Source organism: Sulfitobacter mediterraneus (genome assembly GCF_003054325.1).
In the GTDB taxonomy this organism is placed as follows: Bacteria; Pseudomonadota; Alphaproteobacteria; order Rhodobacterales; family Rhodobacteraceae; genus Sulfitobacter; species Sulfitobacter mediterraneus.
Map to the genome: position 1 here is coordinate 1 of NZ_QBKU01000004.1, position 17,160 is coordinate 17,160.

Consider the following 17,160-nt stretch of genomic DNA (forward strand, 5'->3'; position numbering starts at 1 on the left):
CAAGATCACTGAGTAAGCAAAGCCTGCCGCGTGCGGCGCCTTGTGGCGGTGTCTTTTCCCCTTGAGGAAAAGATCACGAGAGCAAGGTACCGGCATACAGGTGCTACTAAAAACAGAAGGCCGCTCCTCACCGGGGCGGCCTTTTGCGTTGGGCCGTGCTGTGCCGGGGTGAACCCCGATCTGCGGCACACCCCCTCGGACCGTTCAAAAGGTCCGGTGCGGGGTCTTTAGAGACATCGGGTCAACTGCACCGCACTGCCCGGTGTTTTCAAAAACACCGGAGCGCATTCTTTAAAGAAAGCGGGATATGGGGGCGGAGGCCATTGTTTGAGGTATCACTCCGGGCGGGTACCGCATCTGCTTTGGTTGAACGCAGACGGTGTGCGCTGTCACTTCCCAAGAGAAGTGACCTTGCGCACCGGTTTTGAAAACAGAGACGTTTTCAAAACCCCCTTGCCATGCCCCGCGACTCCCCCTATAGCAGCCCCACTGCCTCGGGGTGCGTTCATACGCGCCCCGTTTCAGTTGACATATGACGCGATGAAGGTCTGCGATGAGCGTATATCTTCCTCTCCGTTAAAATCCCCAAGTAAGGGATATGCATATGGCCGCTCAAAGCCAAAACATCCGCATCCGCCTGAAGGCGTTTGATTACCGGGTGCTTGATGCCTCCACCCAGGAAATCGTCAACACCGCAAAGCGCACAGGCGCTTCTGTTCGTGGCCCCATTCCGCTGCCGAACAAGATCGAAAAATTCACTGTTCTGCGTGGCCCACACGTGGACAAGAAATCCCGTGACCAGTTCGAGATCCGCACGCACAAGCGTATGCTGGATATCGTTGATCCGACCCCCCAGACCGTGGACGCGCTGATGAAGCTCGACCTCGCCGCTGGTGTGGACGTCGAGATCAAGCTGCAGTCATAAGCGTAGGAGGGTAATATCATGTTGCGCTCAGGCGTTATTGCAAAAAAGATGGGCATGACCCGTCTGTTCATGGAAGACGGCAAGCAGATCCCTGTGACCGTTCTTCAGCTCGATAACCTGCAGGTTGTTGCACAGCGTACCATCGAGAAGGACGGCTATGTTGCTGTTCAGCTGGGTGCCGGTACAGCCAAAGCCAAGCGGACGTCCCAGGCGATGCGCGGCCACTTTGCAGCAGCAAAGGTTGAACCAAAGCGCAAAGTTGCAGAATTCCGCGTTGACGCGGATGCGATGCTGCCGGTTGGCGAAGAGATCATCGCGGATCACTATTTCGCAGGTCAGTATGTTGACGTTGCAGGCACATCCATCGGTAAAGGTTTTGCCGGTGCGATGAAGCGCCACAACTTTGGCGGTCTGCGTGCGACACACGGTGTTTCGATCTCTCACCGTTCGCACGGCTCAACTGGTCAGTGTCAGGATCCCGGTAAGGTTTTCAAAGGCAAGAAAATGGCCGGTCACATGGGCGCTGCCCGCGTGACAACCCAGAACCTTGAAGTTGTGAAAACCGACACAGCCCGCGGCCTGATCATGGTCAAAGGTGCGGTTCCTGGCTCCAAAGGTGGTTGGGTGACAATCAAGGACGCGGTGAAAAAGCCGTTCCCTGAGAATGCGATTGTACCAGCCGCGCTGGCATCCGCTGCCAAAGAAGCTGCGAAAGCCGCTGAAGAAGCAGCCGCCGCCGCAGAGGCCGAAGCAGAAGCAGCAGCAGCCGAGGCCGCCGCAGCAGAGCAGGCCGCGATGGAAGCCGCAGAAGCACCAGCCGGTGACGATGCAGACAAGAAAGAAGGTGACGCATGAAACTCGATGTCATCAAACTCGACGGCGGCAAAGCCGGTTCGGTAGACCTGGACGAGGCCCTGTTCGGTCTTGAGCCACGCGCCGACATCCTGCACCGTGTTGTGCGCTGGCAGCGTAACAATGCGCAGGCTGGCACGCACAAGGTAAAGACCCGGTCCGAGACCTCCTATTCGACCAAGAAGATCTATCGCCAGAAAGGCACCGGCGGCGCACGCCACGGTGACCGCAACGCGCCGATCTTCCGTAAAGGTGGTATCTACAAGGGTCCAACCCCGCGCAGCCACGGCCACGAGCTGACCAAGAAGTTCCGCAAGCTGGGCCTGCGCCATGCGCTGTCCGCCAAAGCCAAAGCGGGCGAGCTGGTCATCATCGACGAAGCCGCATCCGCAGGCAAAACTGCCGCACTGGCCAAGCAGATCTCCAGCCTCGGTTGGAAGCGTGCATTGGTCATCGACGGTGCATCCGTGAACGAAAACTTCGCTCAGGCTGCCCGCAACATTGAAGGTCTGGATATCCTGCCGACAATGGGTGCAAACGTATATGATATCCTGAAGCGTGACACTCTGGTGATCACAAAAGCGGGTATCGAAGCACTGGAGGCCCGTTTGAAATGAGCGCCAAGCACAACCACTATGACGTGATCCGCAAGCCGATCATCACCGAGAAAGCAACCATGGCTTCCGAAGCCAACGCCGTTGTTTTCGAAGTGGCGATGGAAAGCAACAAGCCGATGATCAAAGAAGCTGTTGAAGCGCTCTTTGGTGTCAAGGTGAAGGCCGTGAACACGACCATCACCAAAGGCAAGGTCAAACGTTTCCGCGGCCAGATTGGTAAGCGTAAAGACGTGAAAAAGGCCTATGTGACGCTGGAAGAAGGCAACACGATCGACGTGAGCACCGGTCTGTAAAGACCACAGGGCGGGGTTTACCCCGCCACGCTAAAGATAGAAAAGCCCCTCGCGGAAACGCGGGGGGCTTTTTTGATTGGGTGGATTGGAAATCGAGGGGCAAAGGCAAACCTCCGCTGCGCGGCACATCTGCGGTGGGGGGGCTTAGAATAAGGCTTGCTCTGCGGAGAGATAAAGCGCATGGGGAGGGGCGACGTTACAATATCTATCGGCATCACTGCTCCTTTTGGGCCCAGTCATAGGATCTATCATCGCTGACTTAGCCAAGCTGCCGCTATCCTGCGGGCAGAATTACTTAAGGAATAATGACATGGCCACTGGTACAGTCAAATGGTTCAACACAACTAAAGGCTTCGGCTTTATTGCTCCTGATGGCGGCAGCAAAGACGTGTTTGTACACATCTCCGCCGTTGAGCAAGCAGGCCTGACAGGTCTGTCCGATGATCAGAAAGTGACTTTCGACATCGAAGCGGGTCGCGACGGACGTGAGTCCGCGACAAACATCCAGCTGGCGTAAGCTGGCGTCCCCTTTTGGGGGGGTAGAGATTTGGAAGGGCGTGGCTTTGGGGCTGCGTCCTTTTCGTTTTTCGGCGATTAAGTGATAGCAATTTCCAGCGCAAAAGGGATCATTGGGGGTGCTCGATCTTGAGTGTAGCTATCTAGATCGCGCAGAGGCAGCGGCCTCTGGGTTTGAAACAAGAAGGGGTAAGGAAGCCCTGCATCAAACATAGCCCCAATGACGCACTGAGGCGGACTGCTAATTGTGGGTGACTGCCCTTGACCCCACTCCCCACACGCCCTAAACGACCCCATCGGCACAGCCCCAGATTCGTCTGGGGCTTTGTTGTTGTTTGCATTGCGGGGCGATAGCCCATCAAGCAGACATCCACCGGGGACCTTCGGGGCCCTATAACCATTGTCACCTTTCGGGGTGGCACTACAGCTAAACGGAAGACAGACAACATGGCACTCAAGTCGTACAAACCGACGACGCCGGGCCAGCGTGGGCTGGTACTGATCGACCGTTCGGAGCTTTGGAAAGGTCGCCCTGTTAAGGCCCTCACGGAAGGTCTTACAAAACACGGCGGACGGAACAACACCGGACGGATCACAATGCGTCGCAAAGGTGGGGGTGCAAAGCGCCTTTACCGTATCGTTGATTTCAAGCGCAACAAGCTGGACATGTCCGCTGTTGTGGCTCGGATCGAATATGACCCGAACCGGACCGCGTTTATCGCCCTGATTCAATACGAAGATGGTGAGCAGGCCTATATCCTCGCACCGCAGCGTTTGGCTGTGGGTGACAAGGTCATCGCCTCCGCCAAGGCCGACATCAAGCCAGGCAATGCAATGCCTTTCTCTGGCATGCCTATCGGTACAATCATCCACAACATCGAGATGAAGCCCGGTAAGGGTGGTCAGATCGCCCGTGCCGCCGGTACATACGCCCAGTTCGTGGGCCGTGACGGTGGCTACGCTCAGATCCGTCTGAGCTCCGGCGAATTGCGTCTCGTGCGTCAGGAATGCATGGCCACCGTTGGTGCCGTGTCCAACCCTGACAACTCCAACCAGAACTACGGTAAAGCGGGCCGCATGCGTCACAAGGGCATCCGTCCTTCTGTACGTGGTGTCGTGATGAACCCGATCGATCACCCGCACGGTGGTGGTGAAGGCCGTACATCCGGTGGTCGTCACCCAGTGACGCCTTGGGGTAAGCCGACAAAGGGTGCAAAGACCCGCAACAAGAACAAAGCGTCCAGCCGTCTTATCGTACGGTCCCGGCACGCCAAGAAGAAGGGGCGTTAATCAATGTCTCGTTCAGTATGGAAAGGTCCTTTTGTTGACTCTTATGTCCTCAAAAAGGCCGAAGCATCCCGCGAAAGCGGTCGCAATGAAGTGATCAAGATCTGGTCGCGTCGTTCGACAATTCTGCCCCAGTTTGTTGGCCTGACATTCGGTGTCTACAATGGTCACAAGCACATCCCTGTAAACGTCAGCGAAGACATGATTGGTCAGAAGTTTGGTGAGTTCTCGCCAACACGGACCTATTACGGTCATGCCGCCGACAAAAAAGCGAAGCGGAAATAAGCCATGAGCAAGGATAAAAATCCCCGCCGCGTGGCAGACAACGAAGCACGCGCAAAACTGCGCATGCTGAAGACGTCGCCGCAGAAACTGAACCTGGTTGCTGGCCTGATCCGCGGCAAAAAGGTGGACAAGGCCCTCACGGACCTGACGTTCTCCAAAAAGCGTGTCGCACAAGACGTGAAGAAATGCCTTCAGTCCGCGATCGCCAACGCCGAGAACAACCACAACCTTGACGTGGACGAGCTGATCGTGGCCGAGGCCTATGTCGGTAAGAACATGACACTCAAGCGTGGCCGTCCACGTGCGCGTGGCCGTTTCGGCAAGATCATGAAGCCGTTCGCGGAAGTCACAATCGTCGTGCGTCAAGTTGAGGAGCAAGCATAATGGGTAACAAAGTAAACCCGATCGGCATGCGCCTGCAGGTGAACCGCACATGGGACAGCCGCTGGTACGCCGACACCAAGGACTATGGTGATCTTCTGCTGGAAGATCTGGCCATCCGTGCCTTCATCAAAGAAGAGTGCAAGCAGGCCGGTGTGGCCCGTGTGATCATCGAACGTCCGCACAAAAAGTGCCGCGTCACGATCCACACAGCCCGCCCTGGCGTCATCATCGGCAAGAAAGGTGCAGACATCGAAGGTCTGCGTCAGAAGATCGCCAAGATGACCTCTTCGGAACTGCACCTGAACATCGTTGAGGTCCGCAAGCCCGAACTGGACGCCGCACTGGTTGGTGAGAGCATCGCACAGCAGCTGGAGCGCCGGGTGTCTTTCCGCCGCGCCATGAAGCGTGCGGTACAGAACGCCATGCGTATGGGTGCCCTGGGTATCCGTGTGAACGTTGCCGGCCGTCTGGGCGGTGCAGAAATCGCGCGTACCGAATGGTACCGTGAGGGCCGCGTGCCTCTGCACACACTGCGTGCTGACATTGATTACGCACATGTTGAAGCGACAACCGCTTACGGCATCATCGGGATCAAGACCTGGATCTTCAAAGGCGAGATCATGGAGCATGACCCGGCAGCACGTGACCGCAAGGCACAAGAAATCCAAGACGGCCCAGCACCTCGCGGTGCCGGCGGTCGTCGCTAAGGAGGGCTGAAAGATGCTTCAACCAAAGCGTACGAAGTTCCGTAAGCAGTTCAAAGGCTCGATCAAGGGTTTGGCAAAGGGCGGGTCTGACCTGAACTTTGGCACCTATGGCCTTAAGGCTCTGCAGCCTGAGCGTGTGACTGCACGCCAGATCGAAGCTGCACGTCGTGCCATGACGCGTCACATGAAACGTCAAGGCCGTGTCTGGATCCGCATCTTCCCAGATGTGCCCGTAACCTCCAAGCCCGTCGAAGTGCGTATGGGTAAAGGTAAAGGTTCCGTGGATTTCTGGGCGGCCAAGGTAAAGCCGGGCCGTATCATGTTCGAGATCGATGGTGTGAATGATGACATCGCGCGTGAAGCGCTGCGTCTGGCGGCGATGAAGCTGCCAATCAAAACACGCGTCGTGGTCCGCGAAGACTGGTAAGCAGGTCGCACCGGCACCGCCGGTGCTGGCCAGCCGGAGGCAGGGTATTTCGCAGAAATGCCCGTTCCGGCCCCGGTTGCTGATCTTCGGTGCACAGCAAATGCGCACCCTACGGTTTAAGAAGAAGCCCCCCGCTGAGTGATCAGCGGGGGGCTTTTGTTTGAAGCCGCGCTATCGCTTCACCGTGCATGTGGGGACAGCAGAACCTGCCAACCCAACGCCCATTGAAAAGCATGGGTTCTCAAGCGCGGCGGAGTCATTTAATCTATCTTAACTTGAGTCCACTTGAGCGAGACTCTACTTTTGAGGTAGATGGGATAATGGAGCCATTGCTACTATCTGCAGTCGTTGCTGGCAGTCTTGCCGGGGTGATTGTTCGTGTTGTCAGCGCACGCGCGAACCTTTCTTCGGTTGCAACACTGGGTTTGGTTATCGCTATTTTCGTGGTCGGTTCATTTGCCTCTCAATGGCATGTTTGGCAAATCATGAGCCCAAATGATCCGGCTTGGAGCGGCCCGGCATTGTTGCTGTCTTGGATCTTTGCGCTTGGAGCAAGCAGCCTGGGATTGATTGCTTTTGCGATAGTATTTGCCTTGGCAAAATCATTGGCGAAATCGAAAGACGACGGTTAGTCAATAATCGCGTGGGAGCGGTGGCTTCATCTCGATATGCCAAGAATATCCCCATGCCGGGCTGTCTGGCTATCCCTCCCAATCCACACTAGCATCAGTATCAGCCATTCCAAGCAAAGGTCGCTGCCATGAAACATGTTCCAAAGCCCACCACTGATGCAGATCTGATCAAGGAATTTCTTGATAAGGGCGGGTCCGTCAAAAAGGGCAAGACAAAGCCGATGCCTGCTGATCTGGGGCTCAGCAACAATCAGTGGGGCAACAAGCTGACCAAAGAAGAAAAGGCGGCAGTGAAAGCGCAGGAAGAAGAGGCCAAGAAGGCCGCTAAGAAATAGCGATTGGCCCGGAACACATCGCAGGCACCGGGCCATTGCTTGCCTGCTGTCTGGTTCAGCCCCAGCTGTAGTTAAAGCTGACCGAGATGCGGTCATCTTCGGCCATGTTCATCGGCACCTCATGGCGCAGCCAGCTTTCCCAGAGCAAAACATCGCCAACCGCCGGTTTGGCATAAAAGAACGCCCGCAAATCATCCGGCGCGTCCTTGGTTCGGCCCGGTGCGGCCATCATCATCGGCAGGCGCGGATCTTCGTATTTGATCGAAGCAGATCCATCCGGAAGTGCCACATAGGTGGTGCCGGAGATCACTGAATGCGGATGGATATGCGAGGTATGGATGCCACCCTCGGGCAGGATGTTGATCCAGATGTCTTCTAGCTTCAGCTCTTTGCCGTCCAGATCAAAGGCCAGCTCCTTGGCAAAGGCCGCAACATGTGCGTCCAGCACTTTGATCAGCGCCTCGAACACCGGAAACCGCCAGCCCAGATCGGTGAGCGACGCATAGGAGGTGTAACCGGGGTATCCGTTGTCCTCGCACCATTGCTGCCCCGCTTCGTCGTCCTCGGCGATAGACCAGCAGGATGCCTCAAGCTCGGCTTGATCAACGGGTGTGCCATGCTCGGTCAGCGCGGCGTGATAAAGGCGGGTCACAAACAGTGATTTGATATCTGACATGGCCCGTTCTTAACGCAGCTGAGAACCGGAGGCGAGAGGGGAAGCCGCTACCAGGCGTTCTGAACCGCACGGGACAGAAAGAAGCCGTGCCCATCCTGATTGCGGCAATCGAGCCCTTTGGTTGAGGAATGGCAAGTGATGCCGCTGAAATTGCCGGTCACCCCATATTCTGCCACAGACTGCCCGCCATAGCCCCGCTCACCCGCAGCAAGGCAGGTCATGCTGACATAGCCGTGGTGCAGCATCTCGACCTTGATCCCGCGGCTTAGCGGGCACCCTGCCATCTGCGGAACGGAGGACGGGCCGCTGCGTTTAAAAATACTGCAAATGATGTCAGAGCCGTCAAAGCCTTCGCCCACGGAACATTCGATATTCCCCGAGGGGGTATTGAAGGTCCAAACGTCGGCGAGGGCAGGGAATGATGAGAGGGCAAGTAGGGCAAAGGACAAACGAAACATGATCTCTCCTATTCATCGTGATAATGGGCCAAGCATAGAAGAAAAATTGCGGTTTCGGCTAGTGGTGACCCTAGGGGCTTGCATTATGAACGGGCAGGGCGTATTGGCACCCTTCATCATGAACTCCACCAGAATCATGGTCACCCTCTCGGGGCCTGCTGGTGATGTTGAAAGGACAAGGCCGTGAAAGCCAACGAACTGCATGACAAGACGCCGGACCAGCTCCGTGACGAACTTGTGAACCTCAAGAAAGAAGCCTTTAACCTGCGTTTTCAGCAGGCGACCGGCCAACTTGAAAACCCTGCGCGTCTGCGCAGCGTCAAGCGCGACGTGGCACGTGTCCACACTGTGTTGAACCAAAAAGCCGCTGCCGCGGCATCCGCTGAATAAGGAGCCTGAATAATGCCAAAGCGTATCCTGACAGGCACCGTAACATCGGACGCCAATGCACAGACAGTCACCGTATCCGTAGAGCGTCGCTTTACGCACCCGGTTCTGAAGAAGACCATCCGTAAGTCCAAGAAATACCGGGCCCACGATGAGAACAACGCATACAAAGTGGGCGACAGCGTTCGCATCATTGAATGTGCACCAAAGTCCAAGACCAAACGTTGGGAAGTTCTGACCGCCGAGGCGTAACCAGATCTAACCAACTTAATCGAAACCCTAGGGATCAGGCACGCATCGCCCCCTACAGGTCGGGAGAAACCAAATGATCCAGATGCAGACCAACCTGGATGTTGCTGACAACAGCGGCGCGCGCCGTGTTCAGTGCATCAAGGTCCTGGGTGGTTCCAAGCGTAAGTACGCATCCGTAGGCGACATCATTGTTGTCTCGGTTAAGGAAGCCATCCCACGCGGTCGTGTGAAAAAAGGCGACGTCCGCAAGGCCGTCGTTGTTCGCACAGCCAAAGAAGTTCGTCGCGATGATGGCACCGCCATCCGCTTTGACCGCAACGCAGCAGTCATTCTGAACAACAACAATGAGCCCGTAGGTACACGTATCTTTGGGCCAGTTGTTCGTGAATTGCGCGGCAAAAACTTCATGAAGATTATCTCGCTCGCGCCGGAGGTGCTGTAATGGCTGCTAAACTTCGCAAAGGTGACAAGGTCATCGTGCTTGCCGGTAAGGACAAGGGCAAAACAGGGACGATTTCCTCTGTTGACCCAAAGTCCGGCAAAGCCATCGTAGACGGCGTTAAGATCGCCATCCGCGCCACACGCCAATCCCAAGAAAGCCAGGGCGGCCGCATCCCAAAAGCGATGCCGATCGACCTGTCGAACCTCGCCATCGTGGATGCCAACGGCAAAGCGACACGCGTAGGCTTCAAAATGGAAGGCGACAAGAAAGTGCGCTTTGCAAAAACCACGGGGGACGTGATTGATGCTTGATACTGCAAACTACACACCCCGCCTTCTGAACGTCTATCGCGACGAGATCCGCGCCAAGATGAAAGAAGAGTTCGGTTACAAGAACGACATGATGATCCCACGTCTTGATAAGATCGTGCTGAACATCGGTTGTGGTGCTGCTGCTGTTCGTGACAGCAAGAAAGCCAAATCCGCTCAGGAAGACCTGACCGCGATTGCCGGCCAAAAAGCGATGACCACAATTGCCAAGAAATCCATCGCGGGTTTCCGTGTACGTGAAGAAATGCCACTGGGCGCGAAAGTGACCCTGCGCGGCGAACGCATGTACGAATTCCTTGACCGTCTGATCACGATTGCAATGCCTCGTATCCGCGACTTCCGCGGTATCTCTGGCAAGTCTTTCGATGGCCGTGGCAACTATGCCATGGGTATGAAAGAGCACATCGTATTCCCAGAAATCGACTTTGATAAAGTTGATGAAAACTGGGGTATGGACATCGTCATCGCCACCACGGCGAAAACCGACGCAGAAGCGAAAGCATTGTTGACAGCGTTCAACATGCCTTTCAGCCAATAAGCGCGGGAAGGATTAGATATGGCTAAGAAATCCATGATCGCACGCGAGAAAAAGCGTGAAGCACTGGTCAAGAAATACGCAGCAAAGCGTGCCGCTCTCAAAGAGATCGTGAGCGACGAAAGCAAGCCAATGGAAGAGCGTTTCCGCGCCTCCCTGAAGCTGGCGAAACTGCCTCGCAACTCCAGCGCTGTGCGTTTGCACAACCGCTGCCAGCTGACAGGCCGTCCACACGCTTATTATCGTAAACTGAAAATCTCGCGTATCGCGCTGCGTGATCTCGGCTCAGCAGGCCAGATCCCCGGCATGGTCAAGTCGAGCTGGTAAGGAGCGCATCAGATGAACGATCCTATCGCAGATATGCTGACACGCATCCGTAACTCTTCCATGCGCGGCAAATCCACAGTGTCCACACCAGCGTCCAAGCTGCGTGCCTGGGTTCTGGATGTGCTGGCAGATGAGGGCTACATCCGTGGCTATGAAAAAACCACGGGCGCAGATGGCCACCCAGCCATCGAAATCAGCCTCAAGTACTACGAGGGCGAACCTGTTATTCGTGAGCTGAAGCGGGTTTCAAAGCCTGGTCGCCGCGTCTACATGGGCGTCAATGACATTCCGGTTGTCCGACAGGGCCTGGGTGTGTCGATTGTCTCCACCCCAAAGGGTGTGATGTCGGATCAAAGTGCACGCAGCCAGAACGTTGGCGGCGAAGTGCTCTGCACCGTATTCTAAGGAGTAGATCATGTCTCGTATTGGTAAAAAACCGGTCGAACTGCCCAGCGGCGTAAGCGCCTCTGTCAGCGGCCAGACCATCGAAGTGAAGGGCCCTAAGGGTACTCGGAGCTTTAAAGCCACAGATGATGTGACATTGTCCGTTGAAGACAACGTTGTTTCCATCACGCCACGCGGTAAATCCAAGCGCGCGCGCCAGCAGTGGGGCATGTCCCGCACAATGGTCGCAAACCTGGTCACCGGTGTGACCGAAGGCTTTAAGAAAGAGCTTGAGATCCAGGGTGTTGGTTATCGTGCAGCGATCACCGGCAACACACTGAAACTGAACCTCGGCCTGAGCCACGACGTGGATTATGTTGCACCTGAAGGTGTGACCGTAACCGCGCCCAAGCAGACCGAAATCGTTGTGGAAGGCATTGACGAACAGCTTGTTGGTCAAGTCGCCGCGAACATCCGCGCATGGCGTAAGCCCGAGCCCTACAAGGGCAAAGGCATCCGCTATAAGGGCGAGTTCGTCTTCCGCAAAGAAGGCAAGAAGAAGTAAGGATAGCTCAGATGGCAAACAGCAAAAGAACTCTGTTTCTGAAACGCCGCCTGCGCGTTCGGAACAAACTTCGCCGGGTCAACGCGGGGCGCATGCGTCTCTCCGTTCACCGCTCCAACAAAAACATCTCGGTCCAGCTGATCGACGACGTGAACGGCAAAACACTGGCCGCCGCATCGACGCTCGAAAAAGATCTGGGTGTTATTGGCAAAAACAACATCGAAGCAGCAACCAAGGTTGGTGCCGCGATTGCGGAACGTGCCAAGAAGGCCGGCGTAGAAGAAGCATACTTTGACCGGGGCGGTTTCCTGTTCCACGGCAAAGTAAAGGCCCTTGCAGACGCAGCCCGCGAAGGCGGTCTGAAGATCTAAGTCGCCCAAGGGGCTTGTCCCCTGGCGCATCACAGAAAACGAAGAGGGCGTGCGATGCGCCCTCTCGATGATCCGGGGGCCGCGATGGTCCACCAGGGTTGATCCAAATGGCGCAAGCCACCCAATCAGAGGATGTTCTCATGGCAGAACGTGAAAACCGTCGCGGCCCACGCCGCGATCGTGACGAAGCACCGGAATTTGCCGACCGCCTGGTCGCCATCAACCGCGTGTCCAAAACCGTAAAAGGTGGTAAGCGCTTTGGCTTCGCTGCTTTGGTCGTTGTCGGTGACCAAAAAGGTCGCGTCGGCTTTGGCAAAGGTAAAGCGAAAGAGGTGCCTGAGGCGATCCGCAAGGCAACCGAGCAGGCCAAACGCCAGATGATCCGCGTTCAGCTGCGCGAAGGTCGCACGCTGCACCACGACATGGAAGGCCGTCACGGCGCCGGTAAAGTGGTTATGCGCACAGCGCCAGAAGGTACCGGTATCATCGCCGGTGGTCCAATGCGTGCCGTATTCGAAATGCTGGGTGTGAAGGACGTTGTGTCCAAATCCATCGGCTCGCAGAACCCGTACAACATGATCCGCGCCACCATGGACGGCCTGAAGAAAGAATCTTCACCGCGTTCCGTGGCACAGCGCCGCGGCAAGAAAGTTGCCGACATTCTGCCCAAGACCGACGCCCCTGCGCCGGCAGCTGAGGAGGCCTAAATCATGGCGAAGACTATTGTTGTAAAACAGATCGGTTCCCCGATCCGTCGCCCCGAAAAACAGCGTCAGACGCTGATTGGCCTGGGCCTGAACAAAATGCACAAAACCCGCGAGCTGGAAGACACCCCAGCCGTGCGCGGCATGATCAACAAGATCCCGCACATGGTCGAGATTGTGGAAGAAAAAGGCTAAGCGATTTCTTTAAAGAAATCGGGCCGAAGTCTTCAAAGACTTCGCGTGCCTAAGGATTGAGCGCCTCGCAGGAAACTGCGGGGCGTTTTTCTAATTTGTCAGACTTTGGAATTCTATTGCGGTTCTGGTGCCAGTTTCGCTCCAGATTTCTCGAACTCGCTTCTCTATCTCTGCCATAGAAGGCAGTAAGCCGTTGATCTTTACAAATTCCGCCGCCGATACTTTGATTTTTTGCCGAATTCGTGATTGCCTTTCTTGATCGTCAAGTTCTGTAAGTCTTTGGACAATTGTTGCCTTCCTAAAGTATACAATAGAATCTTCGTCCAGTTCTGTAGTTAAGATCTCGGAATCAGGGAGACGAACTAGCACCGTAGGGTTAGCAGTGTCAGGGACGGATTTCTCTGCTTTATCTACATCTACTCCTATCAACATGGTTACAGTGCCAGCTGCGATAACTCGATCAGTACCCCCTAGAAAACTGCTCTTGTCATCCTCCACCACGATCTGAGTGACAATTCGGTCGGTTCCCAAAATCCGCACCATTTCATGGCTAACTTTGTTGTGAGCCTTGGGTATCGTGAGCGAACCTTCGGGACCGAGAACTAGAAATCCGGCAGCGCCGATCACAACAATGATCATCATCTGGATGAGGTTTTTTGCTAAAGTATCCATTCAGCGCCCTCCCCTCAAATGGGAACACATCTGGCAATTGCCAGAAGCGCACATAAAAGTAGAACTACACCGAAAACGCGAAACAAAAAGGCTGGCCTCCAATTTTTTCACCAAATAGGGAAAACAGTAATCTGTTAATATCGACGACAAATTTGAAGAAAGGTCAATGGTGGAACCTGACGACAGCAGTGTTGCTTTCGAAGTTATCACTCAACTCTTGATCCCACTCCCAACCCAATCTATACGCCCCCAGTGGCCCGCATTCTGTGCGCCATGAACGAATCGTAACGCCGTGTTTGACCGCTCCCGTCGCTGGGGGTCAGTTCCGGCAAAAGGAGAAGCGACATGAAACTGAATGAACTGTCCGATAACGAAGGCGCAACCAAAAAACGCAAGCGCGTTGGTCGTGGTCCTGGCTCCGGCACCGGTAAAATGGGTGGCCGTGGTATCAAAGGTCAGAAATCCCGCTCGGGTGTGGCGATCAATGGCTACGAAGGCGGCCAGATGCCCCTCTACCAACGTCTGCCAAAGCGTGGCTTTAACAAGCCGAACCGCAAGTCTTTCGCCGTTGTGAACCTGGGCCTGATCCAGAAATTCATCGACGCCAAGAAGTTGGACGCGAAAAAGCCGATTGATGGTGCAGCACTGGTGGCATCCGGCCTCGTGCGCCGCGAATTGGACGGCATCCGCGTTCTGGCCAAAGGTGAAATCACCTCCAAGGTTGATCTGCAGGTCACTGGCGCCTCCAAAGGTGCGGTTGAAGCGGTCGAAAAAGCAGGCGGTTCCATCACAGTTGCAGCCAAAGCGGCAGCAGCGGCTGAGTAACGCAGCCTAAAGACTTGTGAGCGGGGCCTGTCCCGCTTACATAGTTTTCTAGTTTTCCTGAACGCCGCCCGCCGGAAAACGGCCCGGGCGGCGTTTTCATAACAATAAAAGAGACCCAACATGGTATCTGCCGTCGAAAATATGGCCGCCAACACCAGCTGGTCCGCATTGGGCAAGGCCACTGATCTGCGCAACCGGATCCTGTTCACCCTTGGTTTGCTGATCGTTTACCGCCTTGGCACATTTATTCCGGTTCCCGGTATTGATGGTCAGGCCCTGCGCGACTTTATGGAAAGCGCCGGTCAGGGTATCGGCGGTATGGTTTCGATGTTCACCGGCGGCGCGCTTGGCCGTATGGGGATCTTTGCTCTGGGCATCATGCCCTATATTTCGGCCTCGATTATCGTTCAGTTGATGACCTCGATGGTGCCCGCGCTTGAGCAGCTCAAGAAAGAGGGCGAGCAGGGCCGCAAGAAAATCAACCAATACACCCGTTATGGCACCGTGGCGCTGGCAACAGTGCAGTCCTACGGTCTGGCGGTTTCACTAGAGGCCGGCGATATCGCTGCAGATCCAGGCATGTATTTCCGCATTGCCTGTATGATCACGCTGGTTGGCGGCACGATGTTCCTGATGTGGCTGGGTGAACAAATTACCGCACGCGGCATCGGCAACGGCATCTCCCTGATCATCTTTGTCGGCATCATCGCCGAGGTTCCTGCGGCCATCGCACAGTTCTTTGCCTCCGGCCGGTCCGGCGCGATCAGCCCTGCAGTGATTGTCGGGGTGTTGGTGATGGTGATTGCCACCATCATGTTTGTGGTCTTCATGGAGCGCGCCCTGCGCAAGATCCATATCCAGTATCCGCGCCGTCAGGTTGGGATGAAAATGTATGACGGTGGCTCTTCGCATCTGCCGGTCAAGGTGAATCCAGCGGGCGTGATCCCGGCAATCTTTGCCTCTTCCCTGCTGTTGCTGCCGGTAACAATCAGCACGTTCTCCGGCAACAGCACTGGTCCGATCATGTCGGTTCTGCTGGCCAACTTCGGCCCCGGCCAGCCGCTCTATCTGCTGTTCTTTATCGCGATGATCGTATTCTTTGCGTATTTCTACACCTTCAACGTCAGCTTCAAACCCGACGATGTTGCGGATAACCTGAAGAACCAGAACGGTTTTGTGCCGGGCATCCGCCCAGGCAAGAAGACGGCGGAATACCTTGAGTATGTGGTGAACCGCGTTCTGGCACTGGGCGCGGCCTATCTCGCGGCGGTCTGTGTGATGCCAGAGATTCTGCGCGGCCAGTTCGCAATCCCGTTCTACTTTGGCGGCACCTCGGTTCTGATCGTTGTATCCGTCACCATGGACACCATCCAACAGGTCCAAAGCCATCTGCTGGCCCACCAATATGAGGGGCTGCTGGAGAAATCCCAGCTGCGCGGCAAATCCGGTGGCAAAGGCAAAGGTCAACGCAAGAAACGGAGCCCAATTCGCCGATGAACATTATTCTTCTAGGGCCTCCGGGCGCAGGCAAAGGCACACAGGCGCGTCGCTTGGTCGATGGCCGCAACATGGTTCAGCTGTCCACCGGTGATATGCTGCGCGAAGCCAAGGACAGCGGCACCGAGATGGGCAATATGGTTGCTGGCGTCATGGCTCGCGGCGAGCTGGTCACCGACGAAATCGTGATCGGCCTGATCCGCGAAAAGCTGACAGGCGACAACAAGGGCGGCTTTATCTTTGACGGCTTCCCCCGCACACTTGAGCAGGCCGATGCGCTGGCCAAGCTGATGGCAGACGAGGGCCAGACCCTCGATGCCGTGATTGAAATGCGTGTGGATGACGAAGCTTTGGTGGACCGTATCACAGCGCGATCCACTTGCGGCGGCTGCGGTGAGGTCTACAACGACAACACCAAACCGATCCCGGCTGATGAGAAATGCACCAACTGCGGTGCCAGCGATTTCAAACGCCGCGCCGATGACAACGCAGAAAGCCTTAAGACTCGGCTGATGGCCTACTACAAACAGACCTCGCCTCTCATCGGGTACTACTATGCCAAGGACACTTTGAGCGTGGTCAATGGTCTTGGCGCCATCGACGAGGTCCAAAGCGAAATCGCGGCGGTTCTGGACACCTGAGCCCCCGCCTTTTTGGCCCTAAATATTCCGGGGGTTTGGGGGCTGGCCCCCATTCCCGCCGATGCAGCGATCACCGTCTTGACCTGTCTGCAAAAACCCCATAGTCAGCGCTATCTCGAAAGAGAATCAAATTGCGGGGCGGGTAGCGCCCAAACCGCAAGATCACCTGATCAGCTGTAGCCCGATGGCACCACGCCTCGGGCTTCACGTTGTGAAAAAAGGGTCTGGTATGACGGACCCGCAACGAAAAGGAAGATAACACGTGGCACGTATTGCCGGCGTAAACATCCCGACTGCAAAGCGGGTTCCAATCGCCCTCACATATATCACAGGTATCGGTAACACCTCCGCAAAAGCGATTTGCGAAGCTGTCGGTATCGACGAAACCCGTCGCATCAACGAACTGTCTGACGCCGAAGTGCTGAAGATCCGTGAGCACATCGACGAAAACTACACCGTCGAAGGTGACCTGCGTCGTGACACGCAGATGAACATCAAGCGTCTGATGGACCTTGGTTGCTACCGTGGCCTGCGCCACCGTCGTAACCTGCCGGTTCGCGGTCAGCGTACTCACACCAACGCTCGTACTCGCAAAGGCCCCGCAAAGGCCATTGCTGGTAAGAAGAAATAAGGGAGGATC

Annotated in this window: 30 protein-coding genes; 27 read left to right on the forward strand and 3 right to left on the reverse strand. The window is 55.8% G+C overall.

Annotated elements, in window-relative coordinates; translation table 11 throughout:
• Positions 1–604 precede the first annotated feature (604 nt).
• From rpsJ to C8N31_RS07270, 12 genes are all read left to right on the forward strand, one after another.
• Positions 605–925 (forward strand): 30S ribosomal protein S10, encoded by a 321-nt coding sequence (gene rpsJ, locus C8N31_RS07215; RefSeq protein WP_025048103.1) that lies wholly within the window; start codon positions 605–607, stop codon positions 923–925.
• An 18-nt stretch (positions 926–943) separates the two neighbouring features.
• Positions 944–1,780, forward strand: a complete 837-nt coding sequence (gene rplC / locus C8N31_RS07220; RefSeq protein WP_037918300.1) for a 50S ribosomal protein L3 — start codon at positions 944–946, stop codon at positions 1,778–1,780.
• Positions 1,777–2,394 carry a 50S ribosomal protein L4 gene (rplD, locus tag C8N31_RS07225; protein ID WP_025048101.1) on the forward strand — a complete coding sequence of 206 codons (618 nt, stop codon included), beginning with the start codon at positions 1,777–1,779 and terminating at the stop codon, positions 2,392–2,394. The genes rplC and rplD overlap by 4 nt, the downstream gene beginning before the upstream one ends.
• The gene (locus C8N31_RS07230; RefSeq protein ID WP_025048100.1) at positions 2,391–2,687 is read left to right on the forward strand and encodes a 50S ribosomal protein L23; all 297 of its coding nucleotides are present in this window, start codon (positions 2,391–2,393) and stop codon (positions 2,685–2,687) included. The genes rplD and C8N31_RS07230 overlap by 4 nt, the downstream gene beginning before the upstream one ends.
• A gap of 310 nt (positions 2,688–2,997) precedes the next feature.
• Positions 2,998–3,204: a cold-shock protein gene (locus tag C8N31_RS07235; RefSeq protein ID WP_025048099.1), complete on the forward strand. Its 207-nt coding sequence runs from the start codon at positions 2,998–3,000 to the stop codon at positions 3,202–3,204.
• 446 nt (positions 3,205–3,650) lie between these two features.
• Complete coding sequence (gene rplB / locus C8N31_RS07240) at positions 3,651–4,493, forward strand: 50S ribosomal protein L2 (protein WP_025048098.1); 843 nt, start codon at positions 3,651–3,653, stop codon at positions 4,491–4,493.
• A gap of 3 nt (positions 4,494–4,496) precedes the next feature.
• A complete protein-coding gene (rpsS, locus tag C8N31_RS07245; RefSeq protein ID WP_025048097.1) occupies positions 4,497–4,775 on the forward strand; it encodes a 30S ribosomal protein S19 in 279 nt (92 codons plus the stop codon).
• Positions 4,776–4,778: 3 nt separating this feature from the next.
• Positions 4,779–5,159: a 50S ribosomal protein L22 gene (rplV, locus tag C8N31_RS07250; protein WP_025048096.1), complete on the forward strand. Its 381-nt coding sequence runs from the start codon at positions 4,779–4,781 to the stop codon at positions 5,157–5,159.
• Complete coding sequence (gene rpsC / locus C8N31_RS07255) at positions 5,159–5,866, forward strand: 30S ribosomal protein S3 (RefSeq protein WP_037911140.1); 708 nt, start codon at positions 5,159–5,161, stop codon at positions 5,864–5,866. The genes rplV and rpsC overlap by 1 nt, the downstream gene beginning before the upstream one ends.
• Before the next feature lie 13 nt (positions 5,867–5,879).
• Positions 5,880–6,293 carry a 50S ribosomal protein L16 gene (gene rplP / locus C8N31_RS07260; RefSeq protein WP_025048094.1) on the forward strand — a complete coding sequence of 138 codons (414 nt, stop codon included), beginning with the start codon at positions 5,880–5,882 and terminating at the stop codon, positions 6,291–6,293.
• A 320-nt stretch (positions 6,294–6,613) separates the two neighbouring features.
• On the forward strand, positions 6,614–6,925 hold the full coding sequence (locus C8N31_RS07265) for a hypothetical protein (protein ID WP_025048093.1): 312 nt from the start codon (positions 6,614–6,616) through the stop codon (positions 6,923–6,925).
• A 128-nt stretch (positions 6,926–7,053) separates the two neighbouring features.
• Entirely contained in the window at positions 7,054–7,260 is a 207-nt protein-coding gene (locus C8N31_RS07270; protein WP_025048092.1) for a hypothetical protein, read from the forward strand.
• A 55-nt stretch (positions 7,261–7,315) separates the two neighbouring features.
• Here C8N31_RS07270 and C8N31_RS07275 read toward each other — a convergent pair whose 3' ends face one another.
• On the reverse strand, positions 7,316–7,936 hold the full coding sequence (locus C8N31_RS07275; RefSeq protein WP_025048091.1) for a TIGR02466 family protein: 621 nt from the start codon (positions 7,934–7,936) through the stop codon (positions 7,316–7,318).
• Positions 7,937–7,983: 47 nt separating this feature from the next.
• Positions 7,984–8,394, reverse strand: a complete 411-nt coding sequence (locus tag C8N31_RS07280; protein WP_025048090.1) for a DUF6636 domain-containing protein — start codon at positions 8,392–8,394, stop codon at positions 7,984–7,986.
• Positions 8,395–8,577: 183 nt separating this feature from the next.
• Between C8N31_RS07280 and rpmC the strand changes: the two genes are divergently transcribed.
• From rpmC to rpmD, 11 genes are all read left to right on the forward strand, one after another.
• Positions 8,578–8,784 (forward strand): 50S ribosomal protein L29, encoded by a 207-nt coding sequence (rpmC, locus tag C8N31_RS07290; protein WP_025048088.1) that lies wholly within the window; start codon positions 8,578–8,580, stop codon positions 8,782–8,784.
• Between the two features lie 12 nt (positions 8,785–8,796).
• Positions 8,797–9,033 carry a 30S ribosomal protein S17 gene (gene rpsQ / locus C8N31_RS07295; protein ID WP_025048087.1) on the forward strand — a complete coding sequence of 79 codons (237 nt, stop codon included), beginning with the start codon at positions 8,797–8,799 and terminating at the stop codon, positions 9,031–9,033.
• Positions 9,034–9,106: 73 nt separating this feature from the next.
• The gene (gene rplN / locus C8N31_RS07300; protein ID WP_025045929.1) at positions 9,107–9,475 is read left to right on the forward strand and encodes a 50S ribosomal protein L14; all 369 of its coding nucleotides are present in this window, start codon (positions 9,107–9,109) and stop codon (positions 9,473–9,475) included.
• Complete coding sequence (rplX, locus tag C8N31_RS07305; RefSeq protein WP_025048086.1) at positions 9,475–9,786, forward strand: 50S ribosomal protein L24; 312 nt, start codon at positions 9,475–9,477, stop codon at positions 9,784–9,786. The genes rplN and rplX overlap by 1 nt, the downstream gene beginning before the upstream one ends.
• Complete coding sequence (rplE, locus tag C8N31_RS07310) at positions 9,779–10,342, forward strand: 50S ribosomal protein L5 (RefSeq protein WP_025048085.1); 564 nt, start codon at positions 9,779–9,781, stop codon at positions 10,340–10,342. Before rplX ends, rplE begins: the two co-directional genes overlap by 8 nt.
• Before the next feature lie 18 nt (positions 10,343–10,360).
• Entirely contained in the window at positions 10,361–10,666 is a 306-nt protein-coding gene (gene rpsN / locus C8N31_RS07315; protein WP_025048084.1) for a 30S ribosomal protein S14, read from the forward strand.
• A gap of 12 nt (positions 10,667–10,678) precedes the next feature.
• Positions 10,679–11,071: a 30S ribosomal protein S8 gene (gene rpsH / locus C8N31_RS07320; RefSeq protein ID WP_025048083.1), complete on the forward strand. Its 393-nt coding sequence runs from the start codon at positions 10,679–10,681 to the stop codon at positions 11,069–11,071.
• 10 nt (positions 11,072–11,081) lie between these two features.
• A complete protein-coding gene (gene rplF, locus C8N31_RS07325; RefSeq protein WP_025048082.1) occupies positions 11,082–11,615 on the forward strand; it encodes a 50S ribosomal protein L6 in 534 nt (177 codons plus the stop codon).
• An 11-nt stretch (positions 11,616–11,626) separates the two neighbouring features.
• Entirely contained in the window at positions 11,627–11,986 is a 360-nt protein-coding gene (rplR, locus tag C8N31_RS07330; RefSeq protein ID WP_025048081.1) for a 50S ribosomal protein L18, read from the forward strand.
• A 140-nt stretch (positions 11,987–12,126) separates the two neighbouring features.
• Complete coding sequence (gene rpsE, locus C8N31_RS07335; RefSeq protein WP_025048080.1) at positions 12,127–12,693, forward strand: 30S ribosomal protein S5; 567 nt, start codon at positions 12,127–12,129, stop codon at positions 12,691–12,693.
• A gap of 3 nt (positions 12,694–12,696) precedes the next feature.
• Entirely contained in the window at positions 12,697–12,885 is a 189-nt protein-coding gene (gene rpmD / locus C8N31_RS07340) for a 50S ribosomal protein L30 (RefSeq protein WP_025048079.1), read from the forward strand.
• A 90-nt stretch (positions 12,886–12,975) separates the two neighbouring features.
• On the opposite strand, the gene C8N31_RS07345 is transcribed toward rpmD, so the two are convergent.
• Complete coding sequence (locus C8N31_RS07345) at positions 12,976–13,557, reverse strand: DUF4230 domain-containing protein (protein ID WP_025048078.1); 582 nt, start codon at positions 13,555–13,557, stop codon at positions 12,976–12,978.
• A gap of 345 nt (positions 13,558–13,902) precedes the next feature.
• On the opposite strand from C8N31_RS07345, the gene rplO reads away from it, so the two are divergent.
• From rplO to rpsM, 4 genes are all read left to right on the forward strand, one after another.
• Entirely contained in the window at positions 13,903–14,382 is a 480-nt protein-coding gene (gene rplO / locus C8N31_RS07350) for a 50S ribosomal protein L15 (protein WP_025048077.1), read from the forward strand.
• Between the two features lie 120 nt (positions 14,383–14,502).
• Entirely contained in the window at positions 14,503–15,879 is a 1,377-nt protein-coding gene (gene secY, locus C8N31_RS07355) for a preprotein translocase subunit SecY (RefSeq protein ID WP_025048076.1), read from the forward strand.
• A complete protein-coding gene (locus tag C8N31_RS07360; protein WP_025048075.1) occupies positions 15,876–16,520 on the forward strand; it encodes an adenylate kinase in 645 nt (214 codons plus the stop codon). The genes secY and C8N31_RS07360 overlap by 4 nt, the downstream gene beginning before the upstream one ends.
• Positions 16,521–16,782: 262 nt before the next feature.
• The gene (gene rpsM, locus C8N31_RS07365) at positions 16,783–17,151 is read left to right on the forward strand and encodes a 30S ribosomal protein S13 (protein ID WP_025048074.1); all 369 of its coding nucleotides are present in this window, start codon (positions 16,783–16,785) and stop codon (positions 17,149–17,151) included.
• Positions 17,152–17,160: the final 9 nt, after the last annotated feature.

Bases quoted from the DNA above. Each gene is read 5' to 3' on its own strand.
- rpsJ (WP_025048103.1), top strand. From the start codon at position 605: ATGGCCGCTCAAAGCCAAAACATCCGCATCCGCCTGAAGGCGTTTGAT.
- rplC (WP_037918300.1), top strand. From the start codon at position 944: ATGTTGCGCTCAGGCGTTATTGCAAAAAAGATGGGCATGACCCGTCTG.
- rplD (WP_025048101.1), top strand. From the start codon at position 1,777: ATGAAACTCGATGTCATCAAACTCGACGGCGGCAAAGCCGGTTCGGTA.
- C8N31_RS07230 (WP_025048100.1), top strand. From the start codon at position 2,391: ATGAGCGCCAAGCACAACCACTATGACGTGATCCGCAAGCCGATCATC.
- C8N31_RS07235 (WP_025048099.1), top strand. From the start codon at position 2,998: ATGGCCACTGGTACAGTCAAATGGTTCAACACAACTAAAGGCTTCGGC.
- rplB (WP_025048098.1), top strand. From the start codon at position 3,651: ATGGCACTCAAGTCGTACAAACCGACGACGCCGGGCCAGCGTGGGCTG.
- rpsS (WP_025048097.1), top strand. From the start codon at position 4,497: ATGTCTCGTTCAGTATGGAAAGGTCCTTTTGTTGACTCTTATGTCCTC.
- rplV (WP_025048096.1), top strand. From the start codon at position 4,779: ATGAGCAAGGATAAAAATCCCCGCCGCGTGGCAGACAACGAAGCACGC.
- rpsC (WP_037911140.1), top strand. From the start codon at position 5,159: ATGGGTAACAAAGTAAACCCGATCGGCATGCGCCTGCAGGTGAACCGC.
- rplP (WP_025048094.1), top strand. From the start codon at position 5,880: ATGCTTCAACCAAAGCGTACGAAGTTCCGTAAGCAGTTCAAAGGCTCG.
- C8N31_RS07265 (WP_025048093.1), top strand. From the start codon at position 6,614: ATGGAGCCATTGCTACTATCTGCAGTCGTTGCTGGCAGTCTTGCCGGG.
- C8N31_RS07270 (WP_025048092.1), top strand. From the start codon at position 7,054: ATGAAACATGTTCCAAAGCCCACCACTGATGCAGATCTGATCAAGGAA.
- C8N31_RS07275 (WP_025048091.1), bottom strand. From the start codon at position 7,936: ATGTCAGATATCAAATCACTGTTTGTGACCCGCCTTTATCACGCCGCG.
- C8N31_RS07280 (WP_025048090.1), bottom strand. From the start codon at position 8,394: ATGTTTCGTTTGTCCTTTGCCCTACTTGCCCTCTCATCATTCCCTGCC.
- rpsQ (WP_025048087.1), top strand. From the start codon at position 8,797: ATGCCAAAGCGTATCCTGACAGGCACCGTAACATCGGACGCCAATGCA.
- rplN (WP_025045929.1), top strand. From the start codon at position 9,107: ATGATCCAGATGCAGACCAACCTGGATGTTGCTGACAACAGCGGCGCG.
- rplX (WP_025048086.1), top strand. From the start codon at position 9,475: ATGGCTGCTAAACTTCGCAAAGGTGACAAGGTCATCGTGCTTGCCGGT.
- rplE (WP_025048085.1), top strand. From the start codon at position 9,779: ATGCTTGATACTGCAAACTACACACCCCGCCTTCTGAACGTCTATCGC.
- rpsN (WP_025048084.1), top strand. From the start codon at position 10,361: ATGGCTAAGAAATCCATGATCGCACGCGAGAAAAAGCGTGAAGCACTG.
- rpsH (WP_025048083.1), top strand. From the start codon at position 10,679: ATGAACGATCCTATCGCAGATATGCTGACACGCATCCGTAACTCTTCC.
- rplF (WP_025048082.1), top strand. From the start codon at position 11,082: ATGTCTCGTATTGGTAAAAAACCGGTCGAACTGCCCAGCGGCGTAAGC.
- rplR (WP_025048081.1), top strand. From the start codon at position 11,627: ATGGCAAACAGCAAAAGAACTCTGTTTCTGAAACGCCGCCTGCGCGTT.
- rpsE (WP_025048080.1), top strand. From the start codon at position 12,127: ATGGCAGAACGTGAAAACCGTCGCGGCCCACGCCGCGATCGTGACGAA.
- rpmD (WP_025048079.1), top strand. From the start codon at position 12,697: ATGGCGAAGACTATTGTTGTAAAACAGATCGGTTCCCCGATCCGTCGC.
- C8N31_RS07345 (WP_025048078.1), bottom strand. From the start codon at position 13,557: ATGGATACTTTAGCAAAAAACCTCATCCAGATGATGATCATTGTTGTG.
- rplO (WP_025048077.1), top strand. From the start codon at position 13,903: ATGAAACTGAATGAACTGTCCGATAACGAAGGCGCAACCAAAAAACGC.
- secY (WP_025048076.1), top strand. From the start codon at position 14,503: ATGGTATCTGCCGTCGAAAATATGGCCGCCAACACCAGCTGGTCCGCA.
- C8N31_RS07360 (WP_025048075.1), top strand. From the start codon at position 15,876: ATGAACATTATTCTTCTAGGGCCTCCGGGCGCAGGCAAAGGCACACAG.